The sequence below is a fragment of the Paenibacillus motobuensis genome (genome assembly GCF_039521865.1).
GTDB classification, from domain to species: domain Bacteria; phylum Bacillota; class Bacilli; order Paenibacillales; family Paenibacillaceae; genus Fontibacillus; species Fontibacillus motobuensis.
This window is the reverse complement of record NZ_BAAACX010000015.1, coordinates 66,332-89,553: the sequence shown is the minus strand read 5'-3', so window position 1 is coordinate 89,553 and position 23,222 is coordinate 66,332. Positions and strand designations below refer to the sequence as shown.

Here is a 23,222-nt window from a genome sequence, read left to right as displayed (position 1 = left end):
CGCGATTTACGCGGCACTCAATGAGTCTTTTCGTTCATACAATTAAAACGTATTAAATATATTTTCACATTCTTCCACGGTCGGTTGATAAAAACAGTGCTTCTTCCATCGTCCTACAAGCGGCTGATTATACCAAGTTGGCGGACATGGTCCGGGATTTTCGAACGTTCCTGGACGGAAATACCATAGGGAGAATTCGGCTGGCCAATTCCGCTCCCCATTCACAGCCCGTCTCGCTAGACGGCGCTCCCTATCTCTTGCATTTTGGTAGAACATGCCATGTTGCAATGCTTCAAACGCATGCGGCTGGTTGATCATTTGGGGAATTGTCCGAATTCCTTTGAAATCGGAGCAATTCGCTCTTATTCGGTTAACGCCAACATTCCCAACAAGGAGCATGCCCGTTTCGCCTTCGGTCTCAGCTTCAGCTCGAAGCAACCTTGCCAACATATTAATATCCTGGTCCCTTGCTTTTACGACTGCCATTCGCTCACCTCTTTTGATTTCTAAACTCATCATATTGTAGGCGAAGCGGAAGTGTTACTATGGCCGAAATTCTCGCACACATAGATAAATGGTTCACAAGCAATATATTTGAGCCGGTCGGCAGCGTCGAGCTCGCCACTTTTCGACCGTGACCATAATACAGTCTCTATGTCTAATTATTCATCGCTTCGATCGCATACTTCAACTCGACGTCCTGCCCGTCCATCATGCTTGCTTTGAACGTTTCTTCATTTAGGGGGATTTTGATATCGGGAACCACGCCCCCCACTCCAGTTTGGTCAGCGTCTCCCTGGACCTTCTTGTTCTGATTGAGCGACCTCCCATCAGGGAACTGGATGACGTAGCCTTCCGGCATCTTGATCTCGATCGGGCTGCTCATGAGTCCGAACGAACCCGCCGTTGAAGTAAACCCTACGATTTTGACATTGGGCACGCCTTTTAGAACAAGAGGCAGCCCTTCTCCCGAGCTTCCGGTTCTGCTGTTGATCAAAATGGCCACCGTCCCGTCGAAATAGGGCTTTGCAGGCTTGACTTTGACGACTTCATTCCGGTTCAGTTCAAACTTTCCCGTGTATCTGTTGTAATAACTGACATATTCGTAGTGTGTCATCTCCTTGACGAAGAAGCCGGCCAGATTGGCGGCAAGCTGATCTTCCCCGCCGGGATTGTTCCGCAGATCGATGATCAAGCCTTTGGCGTGCCTGTCCTGGAACATTTTCAATAGGTCCGCCAGTCTTTTTTCAGGTGAGGTGGTGTCTGAGTTGGGGAGGAAATGCTTGATTTTCACATATCCATAGCCGTTGTCAAGAACTTCTCCTTCAATGGGGGAAGCATCCAGATCGGCTTGGGTGAGCTGGATTTTCGTCTTCTTCAACGTCTCGAATTGATCGTCATAAGCCGTCAGCTGCGTACGGATAGGCTCGGATTCCCCCCAATTGCGAAATTCGACTTGTACTTCCTTGCCGATGGGCGCCCGAACCATAAATCGCCCCTGATTGAACCTCTTCACCTCATCCGTAGCCATATTGTTCTCGCTCCAAGTCGTCTGGTCGAACGCTTCCTTCCCCGTTTTTCCGTCCCACGCGGCGATTTCCGCACCTAGCTTTATTCCGCTCTTGGCCGCGGGGCTGTTCTCCAAAACCAGACTTACGAGAACTTTGCCGTTATCCAATTGAACGGTGCTTAGTCCAAAGCCGCCGCCAACTTCCTTTTTAAATACCGTATTCCCATCGTACACATTATCGTTAACGATTTTGATATGTCCATCCCGGAGAGAAGACAGATATTCTCTTAGCGTTTTATAATACAAATCGAGGTCTTTGTCTTTCTCGGCCTGTTTGAAGATTGGCTCGTACTTGCTTCGGCGCTCATTCCAGTCAATCTTCTTCCATTCCCCGAACGGATATTCCCGAGACAATCTTTCATTCATGGTCACGAACGCCTTGGAATAGCTCATGCTGCTAAAATCGCTAACCGGGTTGTACCGCAATACTCCCGCGTTTGCTAACGCATACACAATGGGGACAACTCCGCATACGCAGATTACGCTCCTAATGATCCTGAATGCTTTCTTCTTAGGAGCCGTCCAGACTTTAGGCTTTAACAGTCTCCTTGCTGTGCATAAAAACACGAGTAGTGTCAGCGACTCGATGATCAGAGCCAGAAGGGTCATATCCCCGGACAGGACACTTGCAATGGCTGCGAGCACACCCACACTGGGTAAAAAATCAAACCATCTGTAATACTTCTTGATAGGTACCGCGTAAACCGCCAATACGAATAAACTGATGATGCACATAACCAACTCATAAACCGTCAGCCATTTTACCGAATCAATCGTGCCGATAACGCTCATTTTCCGTCTCCTCCCATTCATACTCTCCTAGCAGCCTTCGTTACGATACATTGGGAAGAGTATGGGAGAAATATGAACGGAGCGTGAACCAGTTTACACTTTGTCAGGCGGAATGGCGGGCAGATGAACGACGACTTTCGTGCCTTGTCCGACTTTGCTTTCCATATGAATATCACCCTGGTGAAGAGCGACAATTTTTTTGACGATTGCCAGTCCAAGGCCGTTGCCGCCGCCGCTGCGATTCCGGGACCGGTCCGTCATGTAAAATCGCTCAAAAACGCGGCCCAGTTGTTCAGGTGCAATACCGATCCCGGAATCGGATAAAGTCACGGTATATCCGTCCATGCGAGTCTTTAATTGAAAATGGATGAGTCCCCCTTCCGGTGTAAACTTGATGCTGTTGCCAAGCAGGTTCGTCCATACTTGATTGAGCTGATCCTTATCGGCCGTTATTTCAGCAGCCTGAGGCAAATCCAGATCAATATCCAGGTTTTTCTCTGACCACAGAGGTTCGCAGTTCACGACAACCTGTCTGATTTGTTCGTCAAGATTAAACGTGGCGTACTCTAGAGGATGGTGATTGGAATCGAGGGACGCGAGCTTGAGTAAATTATCGCTGAGTCTAGATAATCTGCCGCTTTCTTCCAAGATGATATCAAGGTACTGAGCGCGCTCGTCTTCGCTAATCGAACTCATGTCCTTCAGTGCTTTCGCAAAACCGGAAATAGACGTTAAAGGGGACTGAATCTCGTGCGACACATTCGAGACAAAGTCCTGACGCATCTGCTCCAATTGTTTAAGCCCAACCGCCATCTCGTTAAAGCTCTGAGCCAAAGTTCCCAGCTCATCCTTGCGCTTCACTCCCAATTCCACGTCGAAATCACCCTGCGCAAGTCGTTTAGTCGCGGCAGTAAGCGTCTTGATCGGTTTTACAACATAGATGGCGGCTATGAGAATGCAGGCGCTTCCCGTAACCAGAACAAATAAAAAGATCGTAAGCATCAAGTGAATGAGGGTCGATTCGTTCCTGGATGAGGGCCGCAAAAATAAAGCTTGACGCTCGCCGTCGATTTGGAAAGGCAGCCCGATAAACGTCTCCTTATCCTTGGAGGAGGATCGGTATATCTCGCCTTCCCTTACTTTACGAATAGATTCCTGCGAAATTGCAAGATCGTCCGTTCCGGGGCTATACTTGAATGATCTCATGGCTCCAGAGCCGGCGTATAGTTGAACGGAGTAGGAGGTCAGCTTCACCATGCTATTCATGAACTGATCCAAATTTACTGGCCCCGTCTGTTCGTAGACGCGAATGATCTCCTCGCCCGCGGCTATCAAATCGTTTTGCCCGATTCGGTCTATTTTTTTCTCGAATAGGGCGAGCCCCGCCAGAACGGAGACAATCAGGCCTATTCCCATGGCAGCCAAAAACGTTAACACAACGCGGACGTATAAAGACCTTGTCATTTCTTCACCTCTAGCCGGTATCCGAGACTACGGACCGTCTCTATGCGGAAATGCTCGGCATCCTCGGCGAAACGCTCCCTAATTCTCTTAATATGGACATCAACGGTTCGATCGTCGCCTTCGTAATCCATCCCCCATATTTGCATGATTAGCTGTTCTCTGGTTAATATTTGTCCAGGGTGACAGGCCAGTTTGAACAGAAGCTCAAACTCTTTTAACGGCAAAATGAGTTCTTCGCCTTCTCGAATCACTTTGAAGGCCCGTCGGTCCAACACGATTCCGCCTAATTGAACGATCTGGGAGGAAACGATTCGATAACGCTTTAGCAGCGCTTTTACTCTCATCACAAGCTCCAAGGGATCGAAAGGCTTGGTCACATAATCATCCGTGCCGAGCTGAAAGCCTTTCACCTTTTGCTCCGATTCTCCTTTGGCTGTTACCATAAGCATCGGAATTTCCGGATATAGGCGACGAATCTCCCTGCACAACTCCCATCCGTCCATATGCGGCATCATAATGTCGAGAATAACGATGTCAATAGTCGAATTCTCCATGATGGAGAGCGCCTCGATACCGTCTGCCGCCTCGACAGTGTCGAACCCTTCGTTCCGCAAATACAAGGTTATGAGCTTGCAAATATGGGCATCGTCGTCTGCGACAAGAATTTTGGTCATTTTCCTGTTGGCCCCCTTAGAAAATTCACCTAAACTTATGTGAGATGACGGTCTTTTGATGGAATTATAGCTCCTCCGCATTAGAGGCTGTTCTATTTTTTGAAATCCCAACTTTATTAATCATTGTTGTGTACCCATTATATACCAATGAACGAGGAGGAATAACCTTTGTGGAATCTTTTGATTTCTCCCATCAGAGTAATATGGATGACTGGCTTGAAAAAGGACTAATGGGACAGCCCCCCATTCTTCTATTTACCACGAGACAGGTAATGCTGTGTGACATTTCCTGCATTAAATTGCTCAGTAATATATTGAACAGCCTCTTGTAAGGCTAATTTACTGTTACAAGTGAAAACATCTATTGCCGCATAACCGTACTCTGGCCACGTATGAATAGTTAAATGTGATTCTTGAATAATGACTACACCGCTAACCCCGTAAGGTGAAAAATGATGGAAATGTTCGGTCACAATTGTCGCCTTTGCTTTATGGGCAGCTTGACACATAATCCTTTTAATTTGTTGTACGTCATTGAGTAATGCATCATTGCAATCATTCAACTCTAATAAAATATGATGTCCTAATGCATGCTGGGGTTGTATCTTTTGTACTGTTCTCTTAACTTGTGAAAACTTTTTACTTTTGCATTTCGGGCAACCACTGGCTTGAAGTTGAATAATCGTGTTGTACTGATAGCCAGCGCCGACTGTAAGTGCGTGCTGACAATGGATACACTGATAAACAACGGATTTCCGCTCAATTTCTCCTGTGTAAATTGGTCGCGTACATTTACGCTGATTAGGAATATAGGAAGTCATTTGCTCTGTTGTTTGTAATACGAATAATTGGCCTGTAGCACCTAAAATCTGCGCATCTTCATAGGTGTTTATGTCGTATTGAATACTGGCAATCACAAAGCCCATAGCATGCAGACTTTGCTGTAGCTCCCATTGCTTTTGATAGCTACGTTTAGCGTAGGAAAAAAATACATGCCGCATTGCTTCTGGCTTTAGTGCATTAATTGCACGTGATAAAAAAAGCTGCGCGCCAATCAAGGTATACGGTGTATCTGTGTATACGCAATCAAACTGATGGGCGTATGTTTCTGGCAAAGGCTCCTGAACGTTATAATAATCTGTCTTAATCGGAAGTTCATAGTCTTTAGCTATTTTGCTAATCGTACCTAAAACTCGTCTGTCAATATCTAATACAACAATTTTAGTTGTAGGATGCGGAGCGATTTTCTTTAGTAAAAACGCTAATGCAATACTGATGAAATCATCATCGCCTAAACATAAAATGTGCTTATTAAGTAACATCGTATAGTCTAGTGCGAGCAATGCACGTTTTAAGGCAGTCTCAACTGTACATTTGGCTTGGTCAATTGCCACGTCAGCTATGGGTCTAGCCTCATAAATAGTGCTTAACTCGCTTATATTTTGTGTAATCCATTCCATACGAAATGCCTGATCTGTCGTTAATTGAAGGTAAAGTTCAGCATCAGCACCTAGAGCTTTTTCTAATATATGATAATGTTCTTCTAGCTGCATATCAGCTGTAATTTGTTGTAATTGTTTTTGCATTGTAGATTCGCCCTCTCAATTTTAATTAGAAAAAAATTAAAATTGTCTAAATCAACGAATAGAAAAAGCGCGACTAAAATTAGTCGCGCCAATTGTTTATACTAAGCTAACTAATTCTAATCTTGCTTTTTTTGCATAACAAACAACACCCTATAAAGGTGGATTGTTCAACAAAATTAAGCTATAGCGTTGATTTAGATTAGAATTCTACAATTAACAAAAAGTTCACCCTTTAATAAAATAATACTTTCAATATATAATAAGTTTGAAAATTTATCAAACATTACGTAAATCAGAGATTGATTAGGTGTAATATTTGCTTGAAAATATTTCTTTAGGTATGCATTTACACGTTCAACGGCGGTTCACCCAAGCTGTATCCAAGATCGACGACTCCGACCACCGTTACGGTTTGGTATCCTTTATGACTTCTGTCAAATGTTCGAATTTTGATGCGATCCCCAAGGTTCAACGTATCGGTCTATTGGCAAAAAATCCGCCACGGCGCTTTTACAGAATTTAAATATTTAACCTGTTCGGTGTTTTCATAAATCCTGTCTCTGACCTTCCTATACTCCTGCAATTTCTGCCATTATTATCTCCAACTATTCTATCTTGTTCAAAAATACCGATTTTCAAAAGATTGTCGTTAAAGCCTACCAGAGTTGCTTTATAATTTCACTATTCAACCTGTTCATCCAGTATCCGCAGCATCTGTTCAAGCAATGTCACACCTTGCTCCTCTTCGGATCTAGCTTTGGTCAACAACCGTATTGCGGCAGCCGCTTCTTCAGAGTCGTTAGGATCGCCGCCTTTGGGGAACGGGAACTGCATCACAAACTTGGTAAAATTATTCGCGACGTTGTCATAATGGACTGCAGCTTGTTTGGCTAGAAACCTTAACTGTTTATCCGCGGCTGATTCGCCTTGCAGTTCTGTAGATACCTGCTTCATAAATTCAGCTGCGAACACACGTTGATCATAATGCATAACCCCGTGGAGCGAATTGCCATAAACTTCGACGTTGCGATGTCCAAACGCCTCGATCCATGCATCATAACCGGCCAATCCGTTGCGGTAATTCGAATTTTCTCGCTTATACCCTTGTTCGTGTGCGTGGCGGACGGCCAACTGAAGTGCGCCGCGCAGCATGGTCCGTTTGTCGACCACTATTGTTTCGGTCACAGCCATCACGTACAGCTCAGGTGCTTGACCGCGCCCCAGCTTTTCGTAGGGTAGTTCACCGTCCTTAGTGACGTGACGGCAGCGAAGCGTGCGAGTCTCGTCATTGTACCCATAAATGATGCCGAAATCAGGCACGAACAGATCCCACGCCATAACAGGGATGCCGCGATCCAGACTCCATTGGATCAACTCGAGCGCACGTTCCAGCTCCTCCGGCGTCGGGGGCATCGATGTTGGACCGCCTTCATACCGGGTACGGACTCCCAAATTTGCAAACTGCTCCTCGTGATGCATCGGCCATTCGAATGCGGAGTACCCGGCGACATTGACCCGCTCACGGTCGATAATAATCCGGAATGCGTTCGCGGTATAACCGACAACTTCGACAAGCGAAAGATGTTTGAGATCCGTATGTTGCAAAATAGAGTACATCGAGCCTGTATCTGTGACATTCGTGTGCGTGAAATTACGCGTGTAATCGGAACCGTTCCCCATTCAATAACACTCCCTTGGTATGTGGTTATGGACCCCCGGGGCAAGCTAAGTTGCGGGTTACCATAGGATCGGAGGGGCGAGAAGCTTGGCTTTTGGCTTTCCGGCGTCTCGCCGGTGTCGTATGTACATGCCGACGTACAAGCGGAGCCGTTCACGTTGCACCTTGCCACGGGCGCGGGATATGCTGTTGTAAACGTTCATGACCGATGTATCGAGAAGGAGGGCAATTTCCTGCGGAGTAACATGCCTGAAAAAGTGCGCTTCGAAAATGTGCTTTTCCCGTGCGCTTAAGCATGCCAGCATCTGCCGGATTCCTTCTACCATCTCTTTGCGCATAAGAGCGGCAGCCGGATCCCCTGATTGTCGGGCGGTTTCTTCAGAGTGGCAACTTAGGTGGAACAGCACCCTGTCAATATCACGCCAATCCGACGACCCTCCTATGGAGGTGCCCGCTCCGGTCTCGAGCCCGGAAAATGGTCGCTCCTTCGCAAACGGTCCACCACGTCGCAGCTTCATGTACGCTTGGTTACGCACGATCTGCGCTAGCCAAGGCGTAAACCTACTGTTTTCAACCAACTGGCCAACATGAAGAAACGCGCGAACAAGTGCTTCCTGTACCACGTCTTCAGCCATGTGGTGGTCGCGCGTCAGCGAGTGTGCCCATCCGTACATGTTCGAGCGGCTGCGCCGAACAAGCTCCCCGAACGCTTGGCGGTCGCCTTCCCGGGCCATCGCCGTCAAACGCTCCTCAGGCAGCAATTCCAGCTCGTTAGCACATTCGTCGCTTCCATAAGATGCGTCGTCGTTCCGATGTTCAATCCGTACATCGTTTGCCTGCACCTGCCCAAGCTCCCCTTTCACCTCTTGTCTAGTTAATGCCTGCCGTCAGGTTAATCTATCATGGAAACAATAATTTTTTCGTTTAAAAAACATTCTCTTCCAATATGGATTACTCCTTCCAGTTAGCTCCATACCGCTTCATAAAACTTTACAGTACAGTGAAACAATTCGGCTTTTTCATCAGAATCTCATGCCCCGCAAATCAATCTTGCCCGTCCCCCACCAGTCTCGTCATCGTGCCGACGAATCCCGTGTCGGCATCAACTCCGTAACCCGCACTTCGCCGCTGAATGGGCGGCAGACCATGAGGGAACATTCTGGCTGCCAGCTCGGCGATTCTTTGCGGTTCGAGAGCCAAGCTGGCTGTAAGATACGGTTCGGAAGGACTAGCTTGCATGATTTGTACGGTGATGGGAAGCGCAACAGGGACCATGAATATGCGCGGTTTGCTGGAGGTATAGACCTCCTGCCCGACGGTGAACGAGATCGTCCCTTGCGCCACGATACCGAATGATGGCGTATAGAATGTTTTTAAGTCCGTCCCCGTTGATGAGAAACGACCCAGGCTCAAGCCGGGAATAGGCTGAACAAAGATCCCATCATGCGGAGTGTGGGATTGGATAAGACGAGCTAATCGGGCTGTTTCAGCTTCAAGTATTGGTTTATCGCTTAATCTTGAATCGAATGCCAGTTTGATATCTCCATACGACATCCTCCTATAATTTCGCCGTCACTTATGATAAGGTTCACCTTAACGAGTCTATCGGCGAAATATCCTTCGTAGACTGATAGTCTAGTCCCATTAAATTTCCACACAGAAGGCCGTCGAAGTGATCGACGGCCTATCTGCTGGTGATTACACTATTGTGTCCCGTTAGAGTTTAATATTGGTCATTATGTCCTGTCTACATATATCGGAACACGAAAATAACTCGCCTGGGTTGACAATCTATGGGCGAGTTATTTCCGGCTTTCTCAGAGGTTTCCCACCCAGAGTTGTAATGGGACGCTCTCTGGCTACGCCGCCCTTATTTCTACTTTGCATCAACATGACTGATTTATTACTTCAGATGTGAAAACATCTCGCAGATAGATAAGAACGTCTCCTAAGTATTTAAGTAACTTATCCTAAATAAAATTACTCCGTCATTCCATATTGATAAGGTTATTGTAAAATAGGAATAACTTGGTCAACGAAGTCACGAGTTCCATCAAAACTTACGTCTGGGTGAATGACAAAGCCATCACACGCGCTTTATTTAGGCTTAAGACAACAGTTGATTGTGAAGTACACGAAACTGAAAAAGCATCCGCTATGCGGGTCAAAGGATTTTCATGGGAATATCAATTTCTTGTTATGATTGCAAGCTTTCAAGAGCCGCGGTGCGGTAATTGTTATTTTGCTCAACGGTGGCTTCTGAAATTGCCTTCTTCAGCTCTATAGCGTTCAAATTCACGCCAGTAGTGGGGGTTCCAATCTGCACACGCCATGAATCGTCAATGGAACCGCCATCGACAGGATCGAAGCCGAGTGTATCGACAAGCTTCATCACAACCGCTTTGGACGCAGGATCGTCTGCAAAAACCGACAGCGCAATTCGATTCTCAACGCCTTCCGGTTTTGCTAGGTCAATAATACTCTGAGCCACGATGTGGTTGAACGCTTTGACGACTGGGGCGCCGATATGCTGCTCCACCCAACGGCTTTCCGTTTTAATGCTGCCATCAAGGAGCTGTTCAATTCTTCCATCCCGTTGTACAACATAATTGCTTGCATCAATAATAATAGCTTTTGCCTGCCTAAGATCGAACACTCTGCGAGGAAGTGAAGCAATTTTGATGAAAGGAATTGCAAGAATAATAAGATCGGCTCCACGAACTGCTTCTTCAATAGTCACCGGACTCGCTCCGGTGAGGACTGCAACATCTGCCAATGTGTCCGGTCCGCGTGAATTTGAGATGTTAACCTGATAACCCAAAGCAACAAACTGTTTGGCCAATGTTGATCCGAGAACGCCAGCTCCAATAATTCCAATATTCATGCCTATACTCCTCCAATTCAAATTTAATATGGAAACGCTGCTCCAGACAGAACAGAACAGTTCTGTTCATCTTAAAGCATATCTTTGTCCAATGTCAAGAAAGAAGAGAGAATGGGCAGACGCTGCACAACTATTGGTTAAGGTGCAGATCGATTAGGCAGACTGATACTTTTTTTAATTGTTCTCCTGCAATGTCTGCTCCCATAATCGGTGCTGTGGATAAAGCGCCATTAATGAGCAGCAGAAGCTGGTCAGCCAATGTATCGTCTGTAGCCCCGGCTTCTTTTGTGAGACGCTGTAGGAGATTCCTTAACTTATGGGTACGCTCTTGAACAAGATTTTGGATAGGATGCTGGCTTGAAAATTCGGCTTGGGCATTCAGAAAAACACAACCACGATTTCTAGGTTCGGTCAACGATGTCTTAATACTTTCCACTATCGCTAATATTTGCATACGTGGCGCCCCATCGTAGACAGAGATGGCATCTTCAAATAGAACCCACGAACTTTCATTTTGTTCTTCTAGGTAAGCGATAATCAGATCATCTTTTGAAGGAAAATGACGATATAACGTACCTTTGCTCACTCCGGATACTTCCACAATTTTATCAACACCTACGGCACGGATGCCTTCGTTATAAAATAACTCAGAAGCTACGTCCAAAATTTTTTGACGAGCGGTTTTGTTCATTTATAACCACCTGACCTATCTATAAAAATGATAAAACTCCTTCTTTAATGAGGCAGTTCTATAGTACCATCCCTATCTTTTTACTACAATGAATGGAGATTTTTCATCGTACAAGATGCCTTCATATGTTTCTCTTTTTAAGATCTTGATAATTTGACGATTTAGCTCCCGTTTAATTGTAAAATGGTCATCACAGTCTCACATAATCTGAAACTAAGTCCCTGCGTCGAGCCGGGCACTCACATCTCCTAAGTCAGATCGAGGACTATTTTCTGCGATTAAGGAATGAGCTAGAAGACGAATTGTGCTTGGGCAGGCACGGCTACATCGTCGTTCTTGAAGCTGGAGATAACGTCCGCGACCTCGGCAACGTCGGGCTGAACCGTGAGGACGGCAGAAAAGAACCCCAATTTTTCGCCGTCACTTGTGATACGGTTCCCCGTATCGGTCTATTGGTAAAAAATCCGCCGCGGCGCTTTTACAGAATTTAAATATTTAACCTGAAATAAGAGGGGTTTTTCTTAAGTATTTTTTATCGTCAATTTGCCGAATTAAGAAACTGGCGATATCGTTATTCGTAATGGAATTACCTGGCATATCTAATTCATTTTCTTTTATTTCCCCTTTTTCTTTACCTTCCCTAACAAAGGGTAGACGTACAAGCGTCCAATCCACTTGGCTTTTCTCTAATATTTTTAGTTCCCTTCTCTTATCTATAATCATCTTAGAAAAGAACAGTGCAAATAATCTCGCACCGATTTTATTCTTAATGCTCTTTTGATCCCCAGCTACATTGAGTGATCCACCCGTGACACCAATATATCTACAAATACCATATTCATTCATGATATTTAGGATTTGCTCTGTTACCTGACTATATAACGGCTCTGCTTTTGCAGGTTGACCAAAGGTATTCATGACTATATCGCAGCTTTTGAGCACCGTTCTCAAAGAAGTCACATCCAGCACATCACCTTGTATAATCTCTATACGATGGTCACGAAAAATCAGATTATCTGGATTACGTACGAGCATCCGAACGTGATATCCATTTTCAACCGCTCTTTTTGCGATATACTTTCCCACCCTCCCGGTTCCACCAATTATGGCAATTTTACGAGTCTGTTGCACAATTAACCCCTCCTATACTTACCCGAAAATATATTTAATAGAGTTGCAAAAAGTCTATTCTACACGCAGTTAAATAATATACACATTGTTGATTAACACTCTACATGTTCATTATAATAAACAGTGTATTAATAACAATCACCAATCGTTTTTGAATTGTTCATTATTCAACAATAAGCAGGAAAATGTTCAAGGTATACATAAGGATGTGCAAAAATGATCCCAAAGAAAACTGACCGTCGAATTTTTCGAACGAAGAGAATGATTATGGAGGCCTTTATCCTATTAATGGAGGAAAAAGGATTTGAGGCCATTACAGTTAGTGACCTGACAGAAAAAGCCGATATTAATAGAGGAACATTCTACCAGCATTACAAAGATAAATACGATTTGCTGGAACAAGGTGAAGAAGAGATTTTTGAAGGGCTAAAAAAGATTGTAGATACTTTTTGGCACAATGAAAACTATGATTATGAAGAAGTAATGAATGTGGATGACTTATTGCCTTTATCAATACAGTTATTTGAATTTATTGGTGATAACTCTAAATTCATAAAGGTTCTATTGGGGGCAAAAGGGAATTCCGCTTTTCAGAACAAGTTAAAAAATGTGATTATGGACAACCTGCTTCTTAGATTTTCGCAATTTCTTAAAGAAGATCATGTGATCGTTCCTCCAGATTATTTACTAGCTTATATCGGTTCGGCTCATCTTGGTCTTATTCAACATTGGTTAGAATGTGGAATGGATAGGTCACCAGAAGATATTGCACGCATTTTATCACAAACAGCTATTTTCGGACCTGTTAAAGTATCTGGAATTCAAATTTTTCAAGGCTAATCACGGATTTCCGCTCTCTTTTTCCTTGCCTATGTCTCTCTGTTCAGCATGCTCATCGGCTTTGTTCTGGTATTGTGATTTTGCGACCTAGTGCCAAGCCCCCTCTTCGCGGGGGCATTGTTATCTCCAGGAGTCATACTGAGATGAGAATTATCAAATCAAAGCAGGAGACAACTTCCGAGATTCCAGCAACGTCTGACTGAACCGCGGACTACCAACCAAAAAAGTTGATCAAGCCATGGTCGGCATGATCTATATACAGGCTACTGCAAGCATTTCCCAAAAAAACTTCGTCCTATTTGTGGTATGGTTCCCCCCGATTTATCTTCACCGCGCGATAAATCTGCTCGGTGAGCACCAGCCTCATCAACTGGTGCGGCAGCGTCATGCGCCCGAAGCTGAGCTTCTGCTGGGCGCGGCGCAGTACTTGATCAGAGAGCCCGTGGCTCCCTCCGATCACAAACGCGACATGGCTCGACCCGTAGGTGCCGAGCCGGTCGAGTTCGGCGGCCAGCTCCTCCGAGCTCCAGAGCTGGCCGCCGATGGCGAGCGCGATAACATGCGCGCTCTCCTTCACGTGCGTGAGGATGCGTTCGCCCTCCCGCTCCTTCACGATCGACACCTCGGCATCGCTCAAGGTGTCTGGCGCTTTCTCGTCTGCAACCTCAATCATCTGAAATTTGATGTAAGGGTTCAGGCGCTTGGCGTATTCCTGGATGCCCTGGACCAAATACTTCTCTTTTAATTTGCCAACAGCAATAATTTGAATCAACATATGAATCCTCCGTCTCGATGATTAATCCTTATCATTTATCTATTGAGAACGCCCGCAAGCGTTGCAATTTTCTTCGCACCGCGCGAAGCTCTAGTTCTTCCTTCGTCATTCTGTCATATTTGCTCAGAATCTAGCACGCGAGGTTTCGCTGCATAACGACGGTCGGTCGACCATATCCGGTTTCTCAGCTAACAGACACTACTGGACAACTGACTTCTAACGAAACGTAGTATCGCTAATTACGCCAAAAAAGGCTGTTAAATATTTTAACGAAACAGGGTATCGCTATTATGCTTAAAATGTAGCTTAAAGCCTGAATTTAGCCCAAATAACGATCGCCAGTTTCATTAGATTTAATGATTCCCTATTTTTGCAGCAATAACGATATGGTGTTTCGTTAGAGATAATTAGAGATCTAGTTACTCTAGTTACCCTCTCCATTTTATCAAAAAACTACGTAGTGATTGGGTAAGGCATTAAATCCATTGACCCTGACATAGTGTAATACTTTATTATTGCAGTAACAACATAAAAAAAAGGAGGGAACACCAATGATGATAGGGGAACTTTCGAAGAGAACGGGGGTGAGTGTGCGTTCGTTACGTTATTATGAAAAAAAGAGACTAATTAGTCCTTCTAGATTAGAAAACGGTTATCGTGAATTTAAAGAATCAGATATCGAGAAAGTGCAAGCTGTTCAGCTGTTTTTAGAAATAGGGTTAAACACTGACGAAATTTACCCCATTATTTCTTGCAATAATTTTCAGATGCTCAAAAATAATGGATGTACAGATTCAGCAATTGCACTGTACTCAGAAAAATTAAAAAGTGTACGTGAACAAATCCAACATCTCAGGGACACTGAACAGCATTTAGAGACACTTCTTAAATTTTGGAAAGAAGAAAAGAAAAAAGAGGAAAGAAGGGATTAATTGAACTATCGTTTACTTATATTAGTACTCGGAACTTTTATTATAGGAACAGATGATTTTGTTATTGCAGGTTTGTTACCGAGTATTGCGGATGATATGAATGTATCCATTGCAACAGCCGGACAATTGGTCACTGCATTTGCAATTGCGTATGCAGTTGGTGCACCTGTTTTGGGAACTCTAACTTTAAATATACCTGTAAGAACTTTATTAGTCGTATCGATGATTATATTTACGATCGCAAATTGCCTTTCTGCAATTGTGACTTCTTTAGAGTTATTATTTTTAACAAGAATATTGGCCTCCTTAGCAGCCGCAGTGTTTACACCCTTAGCTATGGCTGCATCTACAAGCTTAGTTCCCGACACAATGAGAGGAAAAGCCTTGTCATTTGTAATTTCTGGTATAACAGTAGGATTAATTCTAGGGGCTCCGATTGGTACATCAATTGGAAATGCTATAACTTGGCGATATTCTTTTGTTTTTGTAGCCGTAATTTCTTTAATAACAGTTATAGGAATTATGATTTTCTTACCTAAAATAGAACGGGAAGCATCTTTGAGTATTAAAGAAAGATTAAAGAGTCTCAACAAGATTATTATTCTAACATTAAGCGTAAGCATTATTGGTACAACAGGTGGTTTCATGACTTACACATATATAGCACCGATAATTACAGAAATTACAGCTGTAGAAAATATAAGTGCTTTTTTATTTTTATTGGGAATAGGTGCTTTATTCGGTAATTTGGTCGGAGGATACTTGACTGATCGAATTGGTGCTCCAAAAACACTTAAATTATCACTTTTTGGATTTTCAATTTTATTAGCAGCGTTCTCTTTGTTAATGATACTGACTCCATCTACATTATCAATAATTCTTGTTGGGTTAGTTGCTTTATTATGGGGGATTCCCGGTTTTGGAATGAATCCAGCTCTAAATTCATTCCTAATTTCTTTAAAGCCTTCACAAGCTTCAATGATTTTATCCTTCAGCGCATCAGCCCTTTACATGGGAATTGGTTTAGGTGCAATAGTAGGTGGAGGAGTAATTAGCGTTAGTTCAATTAATTATGTTGGTATTGGTAGTGCCATTTTAGTAATGGTAGCATTAATTATATTTGTTTTCGTTAATAGAGCAACAGACAGAAAAGCTAGTATTAGTAATCAAAATTATTCAGGACAGTATTGATATCCCATGGAGCTTCAAGGGAGATTCAACTAAAATAAATACTAGTCAGATTTTATAACTGTTAATAATCATTTACAAAAAGTCGATCCTTAGCATAGTAAGGAATACGACTTTTTTAAGTTGAAGTTATTCTTGTAACGGTTAATTTTGTAATAAAAGAAACCCATATTTTTAAAAAAAGTGTTCGCGAAAAATAAAGTCGATTAAAACTTGGAAAAGGGATCTACTTTATAAAACGAAGTATCCCAATCGTTCAATAAACCGGCAATCCGCTCGTACTTCCTGCATATCCATATATCATCACAACTAAGTAAGACCTCGTTTCAAGGACCAGACGCTTCGCTCATTTCTTACAGCGACAAATGGTTGTACACTGACCCATTTATGTAATCTGGAGGTGTTTGAATGAAACCCAAATATGTAAAGGAGTTTTTCCTCTTTCCTGACATCGCAATCATGTGTCTCATCTTCTTGATCAGCTTCGGATTTTTGATTCCGAACTTGACGTCCGTAGGCCCATGGATTGCTCTAGTTATTGGCATGGCTGCTTATTCAGCTGCGGAGTATTTCATCCATCGCTTTCTGTTTCATATAAAGACGCCTAAGAATCCCTTTTTTCTAAAATTACTTAAGCGCTTACACTACGACCACCACGCTAGTCCGAACGATCTGCACTTATTGTTCCTTCCCTTATGGTACTCTCTCCCGAACATGGCCATCGCCGGAGCAGCTGCCTACCTCATCTCATCGAGCCTTGTTATTACGATGGCCTTTATCGATGGGGTGATCCTGTTCTTACTATTCTACGAGTGGAAGCATTTTATCGCCCATCGTCCAGTCACCCCTCTCTCCCCATGGGGTCGTTGGATGAAGAAGGTCCACTTATGGCATCATTTCAAGAACGAAAATTACTGGTACGGTGTCACGAACCCAATCTTTGACTTTGCACTCGGAACCTTTGAAGATCAGAAGAACGTAGAACTGAGCCAAACGGCACGAAATCTCGAGCAGCGCGGTAACAAAAATGCGTGATCTGTAACCATTCCCCTACTCCCCATACTTAACAAACGACTACCACTGAACGAGCTCAGCCCGCCAAACACCAAAGTTTGCGGGCTGCTTTTTTATCATTTTACCTTATACTATTTCTTATAACTCGCCAGTTTCTCCTGGGCCATGCGGATCATCTCGCGTACCATGGAGCCGCCGATCTTTCCGCCGATCTTGCCAACCGATTCGGTCGTCAAATCGCTATTATCTCCCTCCGACAAGGGAATACCTAGATCGTCAGCCACCTCATACTTTACATCATCCGGCCGATTGGGGTCTACGTCATAGCCCTCTTTTCTCATCACTTCGGCTTTAAATGACTGCATCTCCTGCTCAACCCCGGGAACGGCATACCTTCTGCGTCTTCTAGACATATCCTTGAATCACTCTCCACATCTATTTTGGCCTAATATGCCCTGAATCAGGCGAAGATATCCCTTATAATTACCCACTATTCACTTGATACTCCTGGTTCGAAGTAATGGTATCCACCATACCACTCATCTGCCCCCTTGAGCTTCACCCAATTCACGGCGCCCGATAGTACTTGCTGCCCCAAATCAGTTAAGCGAATAACGCAATCCTTAAAAGAGGACTCGACAAGCTTATAATCAGGAAAAACATCCAATCCCTGAATATCCAGCAGCGGATAAGGCTTCTCCGTCATCTTCCGCAATCGGTACCAATACTCCAAGTCGCCCATGCCAAGCACATGCAGCCGATCTCCTACATGACGAAACAACTCGTATGGATGAACAACTCCCGCTGACACCGCTTCTAACGTAGCCTGTTCAATGATCCCGATGCCATTATCTCTAGAAGGTAACCTATCTAAATGAGCCTGAAATGCAGCCTGTACAAAAGGCAATGCCTCCGTGTTCTCTTCGACAATCTGGACATGCTTGCTCCATTCTTCTGATGTATATACCTCCCATACTTTTCTCCCTAATTGAAGCTGGTCTGGCCCAACAGGCTGCCAAGTTCCTGAAAAGGTCTGAAGCTGCTTCGCAGAGAGCTGCCCTAATCCCCGGAACAACTCGATGCCCGGATAGGCGCCGACACACAACAGATTCAACTTGGTATTTCCCAAGGATTGATGGGAGAACCAATGCAACAGATAACACAGCATCGTTTGATCGAACAAGTCATGCTCGAACCATAGGACGATCTCGGGATAGTCAGTGAAGTTCTGGAGAACCTGTTCCTGCTCCCTACACCCCTGAATATACTCCTCCTGCGGAATCCCTAGTGTTTCCTGCAAATATTGGGCGCGCAGCTTAAGGTTGTCCCCTTCCAGCTCCCGGAACACAGGGCCATGCGGATATACCTCTCTCCATACCAGAATCTCTCCTTGAACTCCGCTTTCCTTCAGCTTATCAGCAACAGAATCCCCGTTCACAATATGCAGCATTTTAGTGCCTCCTTCATAGAGATCGAGAAATACGGAGATGAAATCAGCAACATGAAGCGAATTTTTCAGCATGCGCCGCGCGTCGAACAGTCGTTTTTTCAGAGCAGATACAGATACACTCAAGTAGTCAGAGATTTCTTGAATGGAATAACCCTGGAAGTAATATAACTGCACAGCAATTCGCATATTGGGCGATAGTTCAGCAACGGTAGCATGCAGCACCTTCTGCATCTCCCTTCGCTCCACCAAATCTGCTACACTGAGATGCTGATCGACGGCAAACTGCTCCACTTCCTGAATCGGTACGATGGGATGCTGTTTACGACGCAACACTCGATAGCATTGGCGCTCTACAATCACCTTGAACCAGCCGGGAAAGGCCTCTTGATTCCGAAGCTTAGGCAAGTTCATAAACGTTTCTGCAAACGCCTCCTGAACCGCATCTTCTGCTATATGCACATCGCGTAATATCTCATAAGCCACGGTCATTGCCATTCCTCTAAACTGCTGAACGATATACTCCTGCGCTGCCTTTTCACCGCGCTTCGCGGCTTCTATCCATTCATGCACCTCTAATGATGCCTCCCTTAGACCCGACTTCTCCTATTCAAGTGCCAGTCACGCTGAAAAAGGTTACATCTCAATGTAATCACATTCCCCCATTTTGTATAATCATATTTCTGGAGAATATATCCACGTTTATTATATTAAATAAAAAATACATCCTTTTATTTCTGTCCATTTGTTATACTAGATAAAAAGAAGGGATGGTTCAATAATGACTAAATTTGCATTCCTTTCCGATACCCACATAGGCGCTAATCCAATCGGTTTCCACCAACAACCTGCTTATCCAGAGAAAATGGAGGAATTGATTGCAGAAATTAAGGCGCTAGCTGTTGAAGGAGAGATCGATTTCGTTTTGCATGGGGGAGATATGATTGATCGGTGTGAGCTCGAAACGGTACAAGAATCCGGACGGTTGTTCCAAATGGATGTTCCGGTCTATTTATCGCTAGGCAATCATGATGTCGACCGGATCGACGCCGAGGAAATCTGGCTTCAGCATGCACCGCAATTTTTCAATGGCTTCAGTCCGCAATATACAATAAGACATGAAAATTGTGTCATTCACGTGATTCCTAATCAGTGGGAGATCGGGAGCACCTATTACTGGGAACAGGCGCAAAATCCATACTTTACGAAATACCAGTTGAAAAAATTAAAGATAGAACTGGATCAACATACTGAATACGTCCATCTGCTTGCTATTCATAATCCTATCTTCGGAATATCAAGCGAGCAAACAGGCATGGATCATGTGATTCATGACGTACCGGCCGAGTTCAGGGAAACCGTGCTGAACCTAATGCACGAATACCCACATATCAAAGGGGTTCTATCCGGACACAATCATGTTAATACGTTGAAACGGACATCAGAGGGATTCTTTGTTAGCAACAGTGCATTCATCGAAACGCCGTTTGCCTATAAATTAATTGAAATTACCGATAAGCAAATTAATATTACATCTAAAACCGTCGATACTTCTTCAAGCTTCTCTCCGAAGTATAATTCCAACCGTGCTTATGTTTATGGTCGAGAACAAGATCGCACCATGATCTGGAACTTGGAGGGATAACTCATGAAATTGCTACAGTATAATATATTGGATGGTTGTCAGGATGCAGGACGTTTCGCTCGTCTAAGCGCCTGGATATCGGCTCAAACGTATGACATTATCTGCTTCAACGAACTAAACGGTTGGTCAGACGATGAATTGCAAAAGCAGGCGGAGGATTGGGGCTTCTCATACAGTTGGCTATTCCAAATGAAGAAGAGTCGATATTTTATCGGAGTTGTTTCCAAATTCCCAATAGAAGTGATTGAGCAATCTGAAACAGGGTGGTATCATGGATTGCTCCATGTCCGTATTCATGGGGTACATTTGCTTATCGCCCATCTTTCCTCTGCCAGTGCCAAGGAGCGACAATTCGAGGCAAAACTAATCATTAAACGGCTGAAAAAAGTTGAACTTGCGAACGAGCCGCTGGCCCTGATAGGCGATCTAAACACCTTGTCGCCTGCCGACAATGCCATATATGAATCCAACCAGCTCGTTCGTCAACTTGTTCAAGACGAATTTTTGAATCGAAAGTTTCTCGATAACGAGGAAATTAATTATCGCCCTATCCAAATTCTTCTTGATGCAGGGCTAATTGACGCAGCGATTCATCGAGATCTGCCATTTCAATCATCCGTACCAACACTAATCAATAAAGACAAAATGCACGCCGCAGAGTTGCGTTTGGACTATGCTCTCGTTAATGCCATTCTGAACGAACGTCATCCTGTGGCTCGGATCATTTGCGATGAATATACTGACATGCTATCTGATCATTATCCGCTTGAGTGCTGTTGGCAAAATAACTATATAGACGGTACTAAAGATTCATAGTTGTATACAAAGCCTGCCTACTGTTTCCATTGGTGTTTTGTTAATTTTTGAAATGAAATTTCGGCCGTCTACATAGGTTAATTTTGAATTCTTCAATGTTCTCGAAACAATTGACTTCGACTCCCTTTGCCCGAAGATACCTATCTAATGAGACGACCAAGGATTCTACAGCAGCCTGTAATTTCGATAAATCCTGCGAGTCCAGAGTCACAATCAATTCAGGGAACCCCAATTTTCTGTATGTCTCCATATACGATGAACCGATGATCAAGTCAGAAGGCCAATGGCCCGTTTCAGCAAAGAACAAAAAGGCTGCGGTCAAGTCCTGTACAGAAATAGCAGAGAAAAACGCAGTATCATAATCATTCATTTCACAGGCCGTAATGATTTTATCCATAACTCCCTTTAGCTCTTCGTAAAAACCTTTCAATCGGTCAGGATACGAAGGAGAACCGTAATACTTTTCTTTTTGTACCAATACCAATTCAAGTGTATCTGCCGTAAGTTCCTCGCAAGCCTGTAGTATATCAGCATTCAGGTTGCTATACATAATTGTCTCCATATACAGCCTCAAGCGAGTCGGCTTCAATGGCAAGGATAGAATTTGCTCCTTATTCTTGCCGAAACCCCTTGTATAATAAGTTCTATTTAATAGTGCAAGACTTTGCAATACCTTCGTTAAAACCTCGTGGGCTTCAGTTCTATAGAAGGTGATATCTTCGGAATCGACGGCCCGGCTCATCTTATACAAATGCAGATAAACCTTCCGCAGCTCCGATTCCGCTTTCTCAACCATTTCCTGTGCCTTTTCCGACCCTTGCATGGTGGAGGTTGTCTCGCGCAGCCTCATAAATCTGTCACGGTCCTCTTCTGAACGAACATATAAAAGCTTGCTATCCGCGATAATCGTCGTTTTATCCTCCTGGAAGGAAGCCATTCTCTCTGCTCTCTCCCAGCTTATAGGCCAGAAATCAAACCCTATGCCGTCAATGATGAACTGGATACTCGCCTGGTAACCCTGTGAACTAGCCGGGATAAAGAAAAAGTCCAGATCAGAACGTTTTGTAGCCGTTCCTTGAGCATATGACCCATAATAAGCGATAATTGCGATCTCGTCGGAATACTCTTTTTCAACATATTCTATAAGAGCCTGAGCAACATCAAACACATTCAACATTCATATCCCTCCCATGTATCCTTACGAGTTATGATATCAAGGTTCTCAGAGACCTAATAGGTAAAGTTCAGTTATAATCTACTAGAATAGAGCCAAGACAAATGAACTCAGAAAGGAATCAGGTGTCTATCGTGAATATGATTCTGGTGATCGAAGATCAAGAAGATGTGAATCACTTGCTGGCCGAAGCGTTGACCGTTGCAGGCTATCGCGTTAAATCTGCATATACCGGCCTGGATGGAATCAAAGAAATTCAGACCAACTCCTATGACTTGATTTTGCTGGATATTATGCTTCCTTACAAAAGCGGGGACGAAATACTGAAAGAGATGCGTACCTTCTCGGATGCTCCGGTCATAATTATTTCCGCCAAGGATATGGTTGGTGTAAAAATAGATTTGCTGCGGTTAGGTGCGGACGACTATATTACCAAGCCCTTTGATTTAGGAGAAGTGGTTGCTCGGGTCGAGTCCAACTTGCGGCGCTCCCATAAGCAAATACAGGTGAACCCTGTCATTACATACAAAGATGTCATACTCGATGAACATACGAAGCGGGTTTGCGTGAGCGGTACCGAAATTGAACTGACCGCAACAGAATATATGATTCTGGAGCTGCTAATGGGGCATACAGGCAAGGTGTTCACGAAGGCCAATCTGTACGAATCCATCTGGCAGGAGGAATATCTCGGCGATGATAACGCCGTCAAGACTCACATCAGCAACCTTCGCAGCAAGCTCAAGAAGGTTAGCCCTGACGAGCAATATATTGAAACGGTATGGGGGCTTGGCTATCGCCTTTATCAGGAATAAAAAGGTTGTTCAAATTATCCCTTTCCTGACACTTTTCCGTATAGCTCTTGACCTTTTCTAAACCTTTGCGCCTTATACTCTTGCGTATAGAAAGGACAGGTGATCA

At 44.0% G+C, this 23,222-nt stretch carries 22 protein-coding genes; 7 read left to right on the top strand and 15 right to left on the bottom strand.

The annotated features are described in order from the left end of the window. Nucleotides 1-42 precede the first annotated feature (42 nt). The 11 genes from ABD014_RS16395 to ABD014_RS16345 all read right to left on the bottom strand — a co-directional run bounded on the left by ABD014_RS16395 (nt 43) and on the right by ABD014_RS16345 (nt 12,470). The gene (locus ABD014_RS16395) at nt 43-486 is read right to left on the bottom strand and encodes a cell wall hydrolase (RefSeq protein ID WP_343862928.1); all 444 of its coding nucleotides are present in this window, start codon (nt 484-486) and stop codon (nt 43-45) included. A 172-nt stretch (nt 487-658) separates the two neighbouring features. Further along, nucleotides 659-2,362 (bottom strand): S41 family peptidase, encoded by a 1,704-nt coding sequence (locus ABD014_RS16390; protein WP_343862927.1) that lies wholly within the window; start codon nt 2,360-2,362, stop codon nt 659-661. 93 nt (nt 2,363-2,455) lie between these two features. Further along, nucleotides 2,456-3,826: a sensor histidine kinase gene (locus ABD014_RS16385; RefSeq protein ID WP_343862926.1), complete on the bottom strand. Its 1,371-nt coding sequence runs from the start codon at nt 3,824-3,826 to the stop codon at nt 2,456-2,458. Next, on the bottom strand, nt 3,823-4,500 hold the full coding sequence (locus ABD014_RS16380) for a response regulator transcription factor (RefSeq protein ID WP_343862925.1): 678 nt from the start codon (nt 4,498-4,500) through the stop codon (nt 3,823-3,825). Before ABD014_RS16380 ends, ABD014_RS16385 begins: the two co-directional genes overlap by 4 nt. A gap of 251 nt (nt 4,501-4,751) precedes the next feature. Continuing rightward, nucleotides 4,752-6,086, bottom strand: coding sequence for an adenosylmethionine decarboxylase (gene speD / locus ABD014_RS16375; protein ID WP_343862924.1), 1,335 nt, complete (start codon nt 6,084-6,086; stop codon nt 4,752-4,754). 681 nt (nt 6,087-6,767) lie between these two features. Then, nucleotides 6,768-7,766 carry a hypothetical protein gene (locus ABD014_RS16370; RefSeq protein WP_343862923.1) on the bottom strand — a complete coding sequence of 333 codons (999 nt, stop codon included), beginning with the start codon at nt 7,764-7,766 and terminating at the stop codon, nt 6,768-6,770. A gap of 57 nt (nt 7,767-7,823) precedes the next feature. After that, the gene (locus ABD014_RS16365) at nt 7,824-8,606 is read right to left on the bottom strand and encodes an RNA polymerase sigma factor (protein ID WP_343862922.1); all 783 of its coding nucleotides are present in this window, start codon (nt 8,604-8,606) and stop codon (nt 7,824-7,826) included. A gap of 202 nt (nt 8,607-8,808) precedes the next feature. Then, the gene (locus ABD014_RS16360; RefSeq protein ID WP_343862921.1) at nt 8,809-9,318 is read right to left on the bottom strand and encodes an AraC family transcriptional regulator; all 510 of its coding nucleotides are present in this window, start codon (nt 9,316-9,318) and stop codon (nt 8,809-8,811) included. Between the two features lie 643 nt (nt 9,319-9,961). Next, nucleotides 9,962-10,648 (bottom strand): NADPH-dependent F420 reductase, encoded by a 687-nt coding sequence (locus tag ABD014_RS16355; protein ID WP_343862920.1) that lies wholly within the window; start codon nt 10,646-10,648, stop codon nt 9,962-9,964. 130 nt (nt 10,649-10,778) lie between these two features. Further along, a complete protein-coding gene (locus tag ABD014_RS16350) occupies nt 10,779-11,339 on the bottom strand; it encodes a TetR/AcrR family transcriptional regulator (protein ID WP_343862919.1) in 561 nt (186 codons plus the stop codon). A 495-nt stretch (nt 11,340-11,834) separates the two neighbouring features. Next, nucleotides 11,835-12,470, bottom strand: a complete 636-nt coding sequence (locus ABD014_RS16345; RefSeq protein ID WP_343862918.1) for an NAD(P)-dependent oxidoreductase — start codon at nt 12,468-12,470, stop codon at nt 11,835-11,837. 216 nt (nt 12,471-12,686) lie between these two features. Here ABD014_RS16345 and ABD014_RS16340 point away from each other — a divergent pair, with 216 nt between their 5' ends. Next, nucleotides 12,687-13,310, top strand: coding sequence for a TetR/AcrR family transcriptional regulator (locus ABD014_RS16340; RefSeq protein WP_343862917.1), 624 nt, complete (start codon nt 12,687-12,689; stop codon nt 13,308-13,310). Nucleotides 13,311-13,605: 295 nt separating this feature from the next. Here the strand turns inward: ABD014_RS16340 and rlmH are convergent, their stop codons facing one another. Continuing rightward, a complete protein-coding gene (rlmH, locus tag ABD014_RS16335) occupies nt 13,606-14,085 on the bottom strand; it encodes a 23S rRNA (pseudouridine(1915)-N(3))-methyltransferase RlmH (protein WP_343862916.1) in 480 nt (159 codons plus the stop codon). 551 nt (nt 14,086-14,636) lie between these two features. Between rlmH and ABD014_RS16330 the strand changes: the two genes are divergently transcribed. The 3 genes from ABD014_RS16330 (at nt 14,637) to ABD014_RS16320 (ending at nt 17,240) form a co-directional block, all read left to right on the top strand. After that, nucleotides 14,637-15,017, top strand: coding sequence for a MerR family transcriptional regulator (locus ABD014_RS16330; protein ID WP_343862915.1), 381 nt, complete (start codon nt 14,637-14,639; stop codon nt 15,015-15,017). Beyond that, entirely contained in the window at nt 15,018-16,208 is a 1,191-nt protein-coding gene (locus ABD014_RS16325) for an MFS transporter (protein WP_343862914.1), read from the top strand. Nucleotides 16,209-16,613: 405 nt separating this feature from the next. Then, complete coding sequence (locus tag ABD014_RS16320; protein WP_343862913.1) at nt 16,614-17,240, top strand: sterol desaturase family protein; 627 nt, start codon at nt 16,614-16,616, stop codon at nt 17,238-17,240. A 110-nt stretch (nt 17,241-17,350) separates the two neighbouring features. On the opposite strand, the gene ABD014_RS16315 is transcribed toward ABD014_RS16320, so the two are convergent. Next, a complete protein-coding gene (locus ABD014_RS16315; RefSeq protein WP_343862912.1) occupies nt 17,351-17,632 on the bottom strand; it encodes a small, acid-soluble spore protein, alpha/beta type in 282 nt (93 codons plus the stop codon). 77 nt (nt 17,633-17,709) lie between these two features. After that, nucleotides 17,710-19,239 carry a sigma-70 family RNA polymerase sigma factor gene (locus ABD014_RS16310; protein ID WP_343862911.1) on the bottom strand — a complete coding sequence of 510 codons (1,530 nt, stop codon included), beginning with the start codon at nt 19,237-19,239 and terminating at the stop codon, nt 17,710-17,712. 208 nt (nt 19,240-19,447) lie between these two features. Here ABD014_RS16310 and ABD014_RS16305 point away from each other — a divergent pair, with 208 nt between their 5' ends. Next, entirely contained in the window at nt 19,448-20,311 is an 864-nt protein-coding gene (locus ABD014_RS16305; protein WP_343862910.1) for a metallophosphoesterase family protein, read from the top strand. Between the two features lie 3 nt (nt 20,312-20,314). Continuing rightward, on the top strand, nt 20,315-21,127 hold the full coding sequence (locus tag ABD014_RS16300) for an endonuclease/exonuclease/phosphatase family protein (RefSeq protein WP_343862909.1): 813 nt from the start codon (nt 20,315-20,317) through the stop codon (nt 21,125-21,127). Between the two features lie 40 nt (nt 21,128-21,167). Here the strand turns inward: ABD014_RS16300 and ABD014_RS16295 are convergent, their stop codons facing one another. Continuing rightward, entirely contained in the window at nt 21,168-22,304 is a 1,137-nt protein-coding gene (locus ABD014_RS16295) for a nucleotidyltransferase domain-containing protein (protein WP_343862908.1), read from the bottom strand. A gap of 101 nt (nt 22,305-22,405) precedes the next feature. Here ABD014_RS16295 and ABD014_RS16290 point away from each other — a divergent pair, with 101 nt between their 5' ends. Beyond that, nucleotides 22,406-23,116: a response regulator transcription factor gene (locus ABD014_RS16290; RefSeq protein ID WP_343862907.1), complete on the top strand. Its 711-nt coding sequence runs from the start codon at nt 22,406-22,408 to the stop codon at nt 23,114-23,116. The last annotated feature ends 106 nt before the right edge of the window (nt 23,117-23,222 follow it).

Coding starts and splice junctions, on each gene's coding strand:
- ABD014_RS16385 (WP_343862926.1), bottom strand. CDS start 3,826: ATGACAAGGTCTTTATACGTCCGCGTTGTGTTAACGTTTTTGGCTGCC.
- speD (WP_343862924.1), bottom strand. CDS start 6,086: ATGCAAAAACAATTACAACAAATTACAGCTGATATGCAGCTAGAAGAA.
- ABD014_RS16355 (WP_343862920.1), bottom strand. CDS start 10,648: ATGAATATTGGAATTATTGGAGCTGGCGTTCTCGGATCAACATTGGCC.
- ABD014_RS16290 (WP_343862907.1), top strand. CDS start 22,406: ATGAACTCAGAAAGGAATCAGGTGTCTATCGTGAATATGATTCTGGTG.
- ABD014_RS16315 (WP_343862912.1), bottom strand. CDS start 17,632: ATGTCTAGAAGACGCAGAAGGTATGCCGTTCCCGGGGTTGAGCAGGAG.
- ABD014_RS16340 (WP_343862917.1), top strand. CDS start 12,687: ATGATCCCAAAGAAAACTGACCGTCGAATTTTTCGAACGAAGAGAATG.
- ABD014_RS16390 (WP_343862927.1), bottom strand. CDS start 2,362: ATGAGCGTTATCGGCACGATTGATTCGGTAAAATGGCTGACGGTTTAT.
- ABD014_RS16300 (WP_343862909.1), top strand. CDS start 20,315: ATGAAATTGCTACAGTATAATATATTGGATGGTTGTCAGGATGCAGGA.
- ABD014_RS16395 (WP_343862928.1), bottom strand. CDS start 486: ATGGCAGTCGTAAAAGCAAGGGACCAGGATATTAATATGTTGGCAAGG.
- ABD014_RS16360 (WP_343862921.1), bottom strand. CDS start 9,318: ATGTCGTATGGAGATATCAAACTGGCATTCGATTCAAGATTAAGCGAT.
- ABD014_RS16305 (WP_343862910.1), top strand. CDS start 19,448: ATGACTAAATTTGCATTCCTTTCCGATACCCACATAGGCGCTAATCCA.
- ABD014_RS16330 (WP_343862915.1), top strand. CDS start 14,637: ATGATGATAGGGGAACTTTCGAAGAGAACGGGGGTGAGTGTGCGTTCG.
- rlmH (WP_343862916.1), bottom strand. CDS start 14,085: ATGTTGATTCAAATTATTGCTGTTGGCAAATTAAAAGAGAAGTATTTG.
- ABD014_RS16350 (WP_343862919.1), bottom strand. CDS start 11,339: ATGAACAAAACCGCTCGTCAAAAAATTTTGGACGTAGCTTCTGAGTTA.
- ABD014_RS16370 (WP_343862923.1), bottom strand. CDS start 7,766: ATGGGGAACGGTTCCGATTACACGCGTAATTTCACGCACACGAATGTC.
- ABD014_RS16380 (WP_343862925.1), bottom strand. CDS start 4,500: ATGACCAAAATTCTTGTCGCAGACGACGATGCCCATATTTGCAAGCTC.
- ABD014_RS16320 (WP_343862913.1), top strand. CDS start 16,614: ATGAAACCCAAATATGTAAAGGAGTTTTTCCTCTTTCCTGACATCGCA.
- ABD014_RS16295 (WP_343862908.1), bottom strand. CDS start 22,304: ATGTTGAATGTGTTTGATGTTGCTCAGGCTCTTATAGAATATGTTGAA.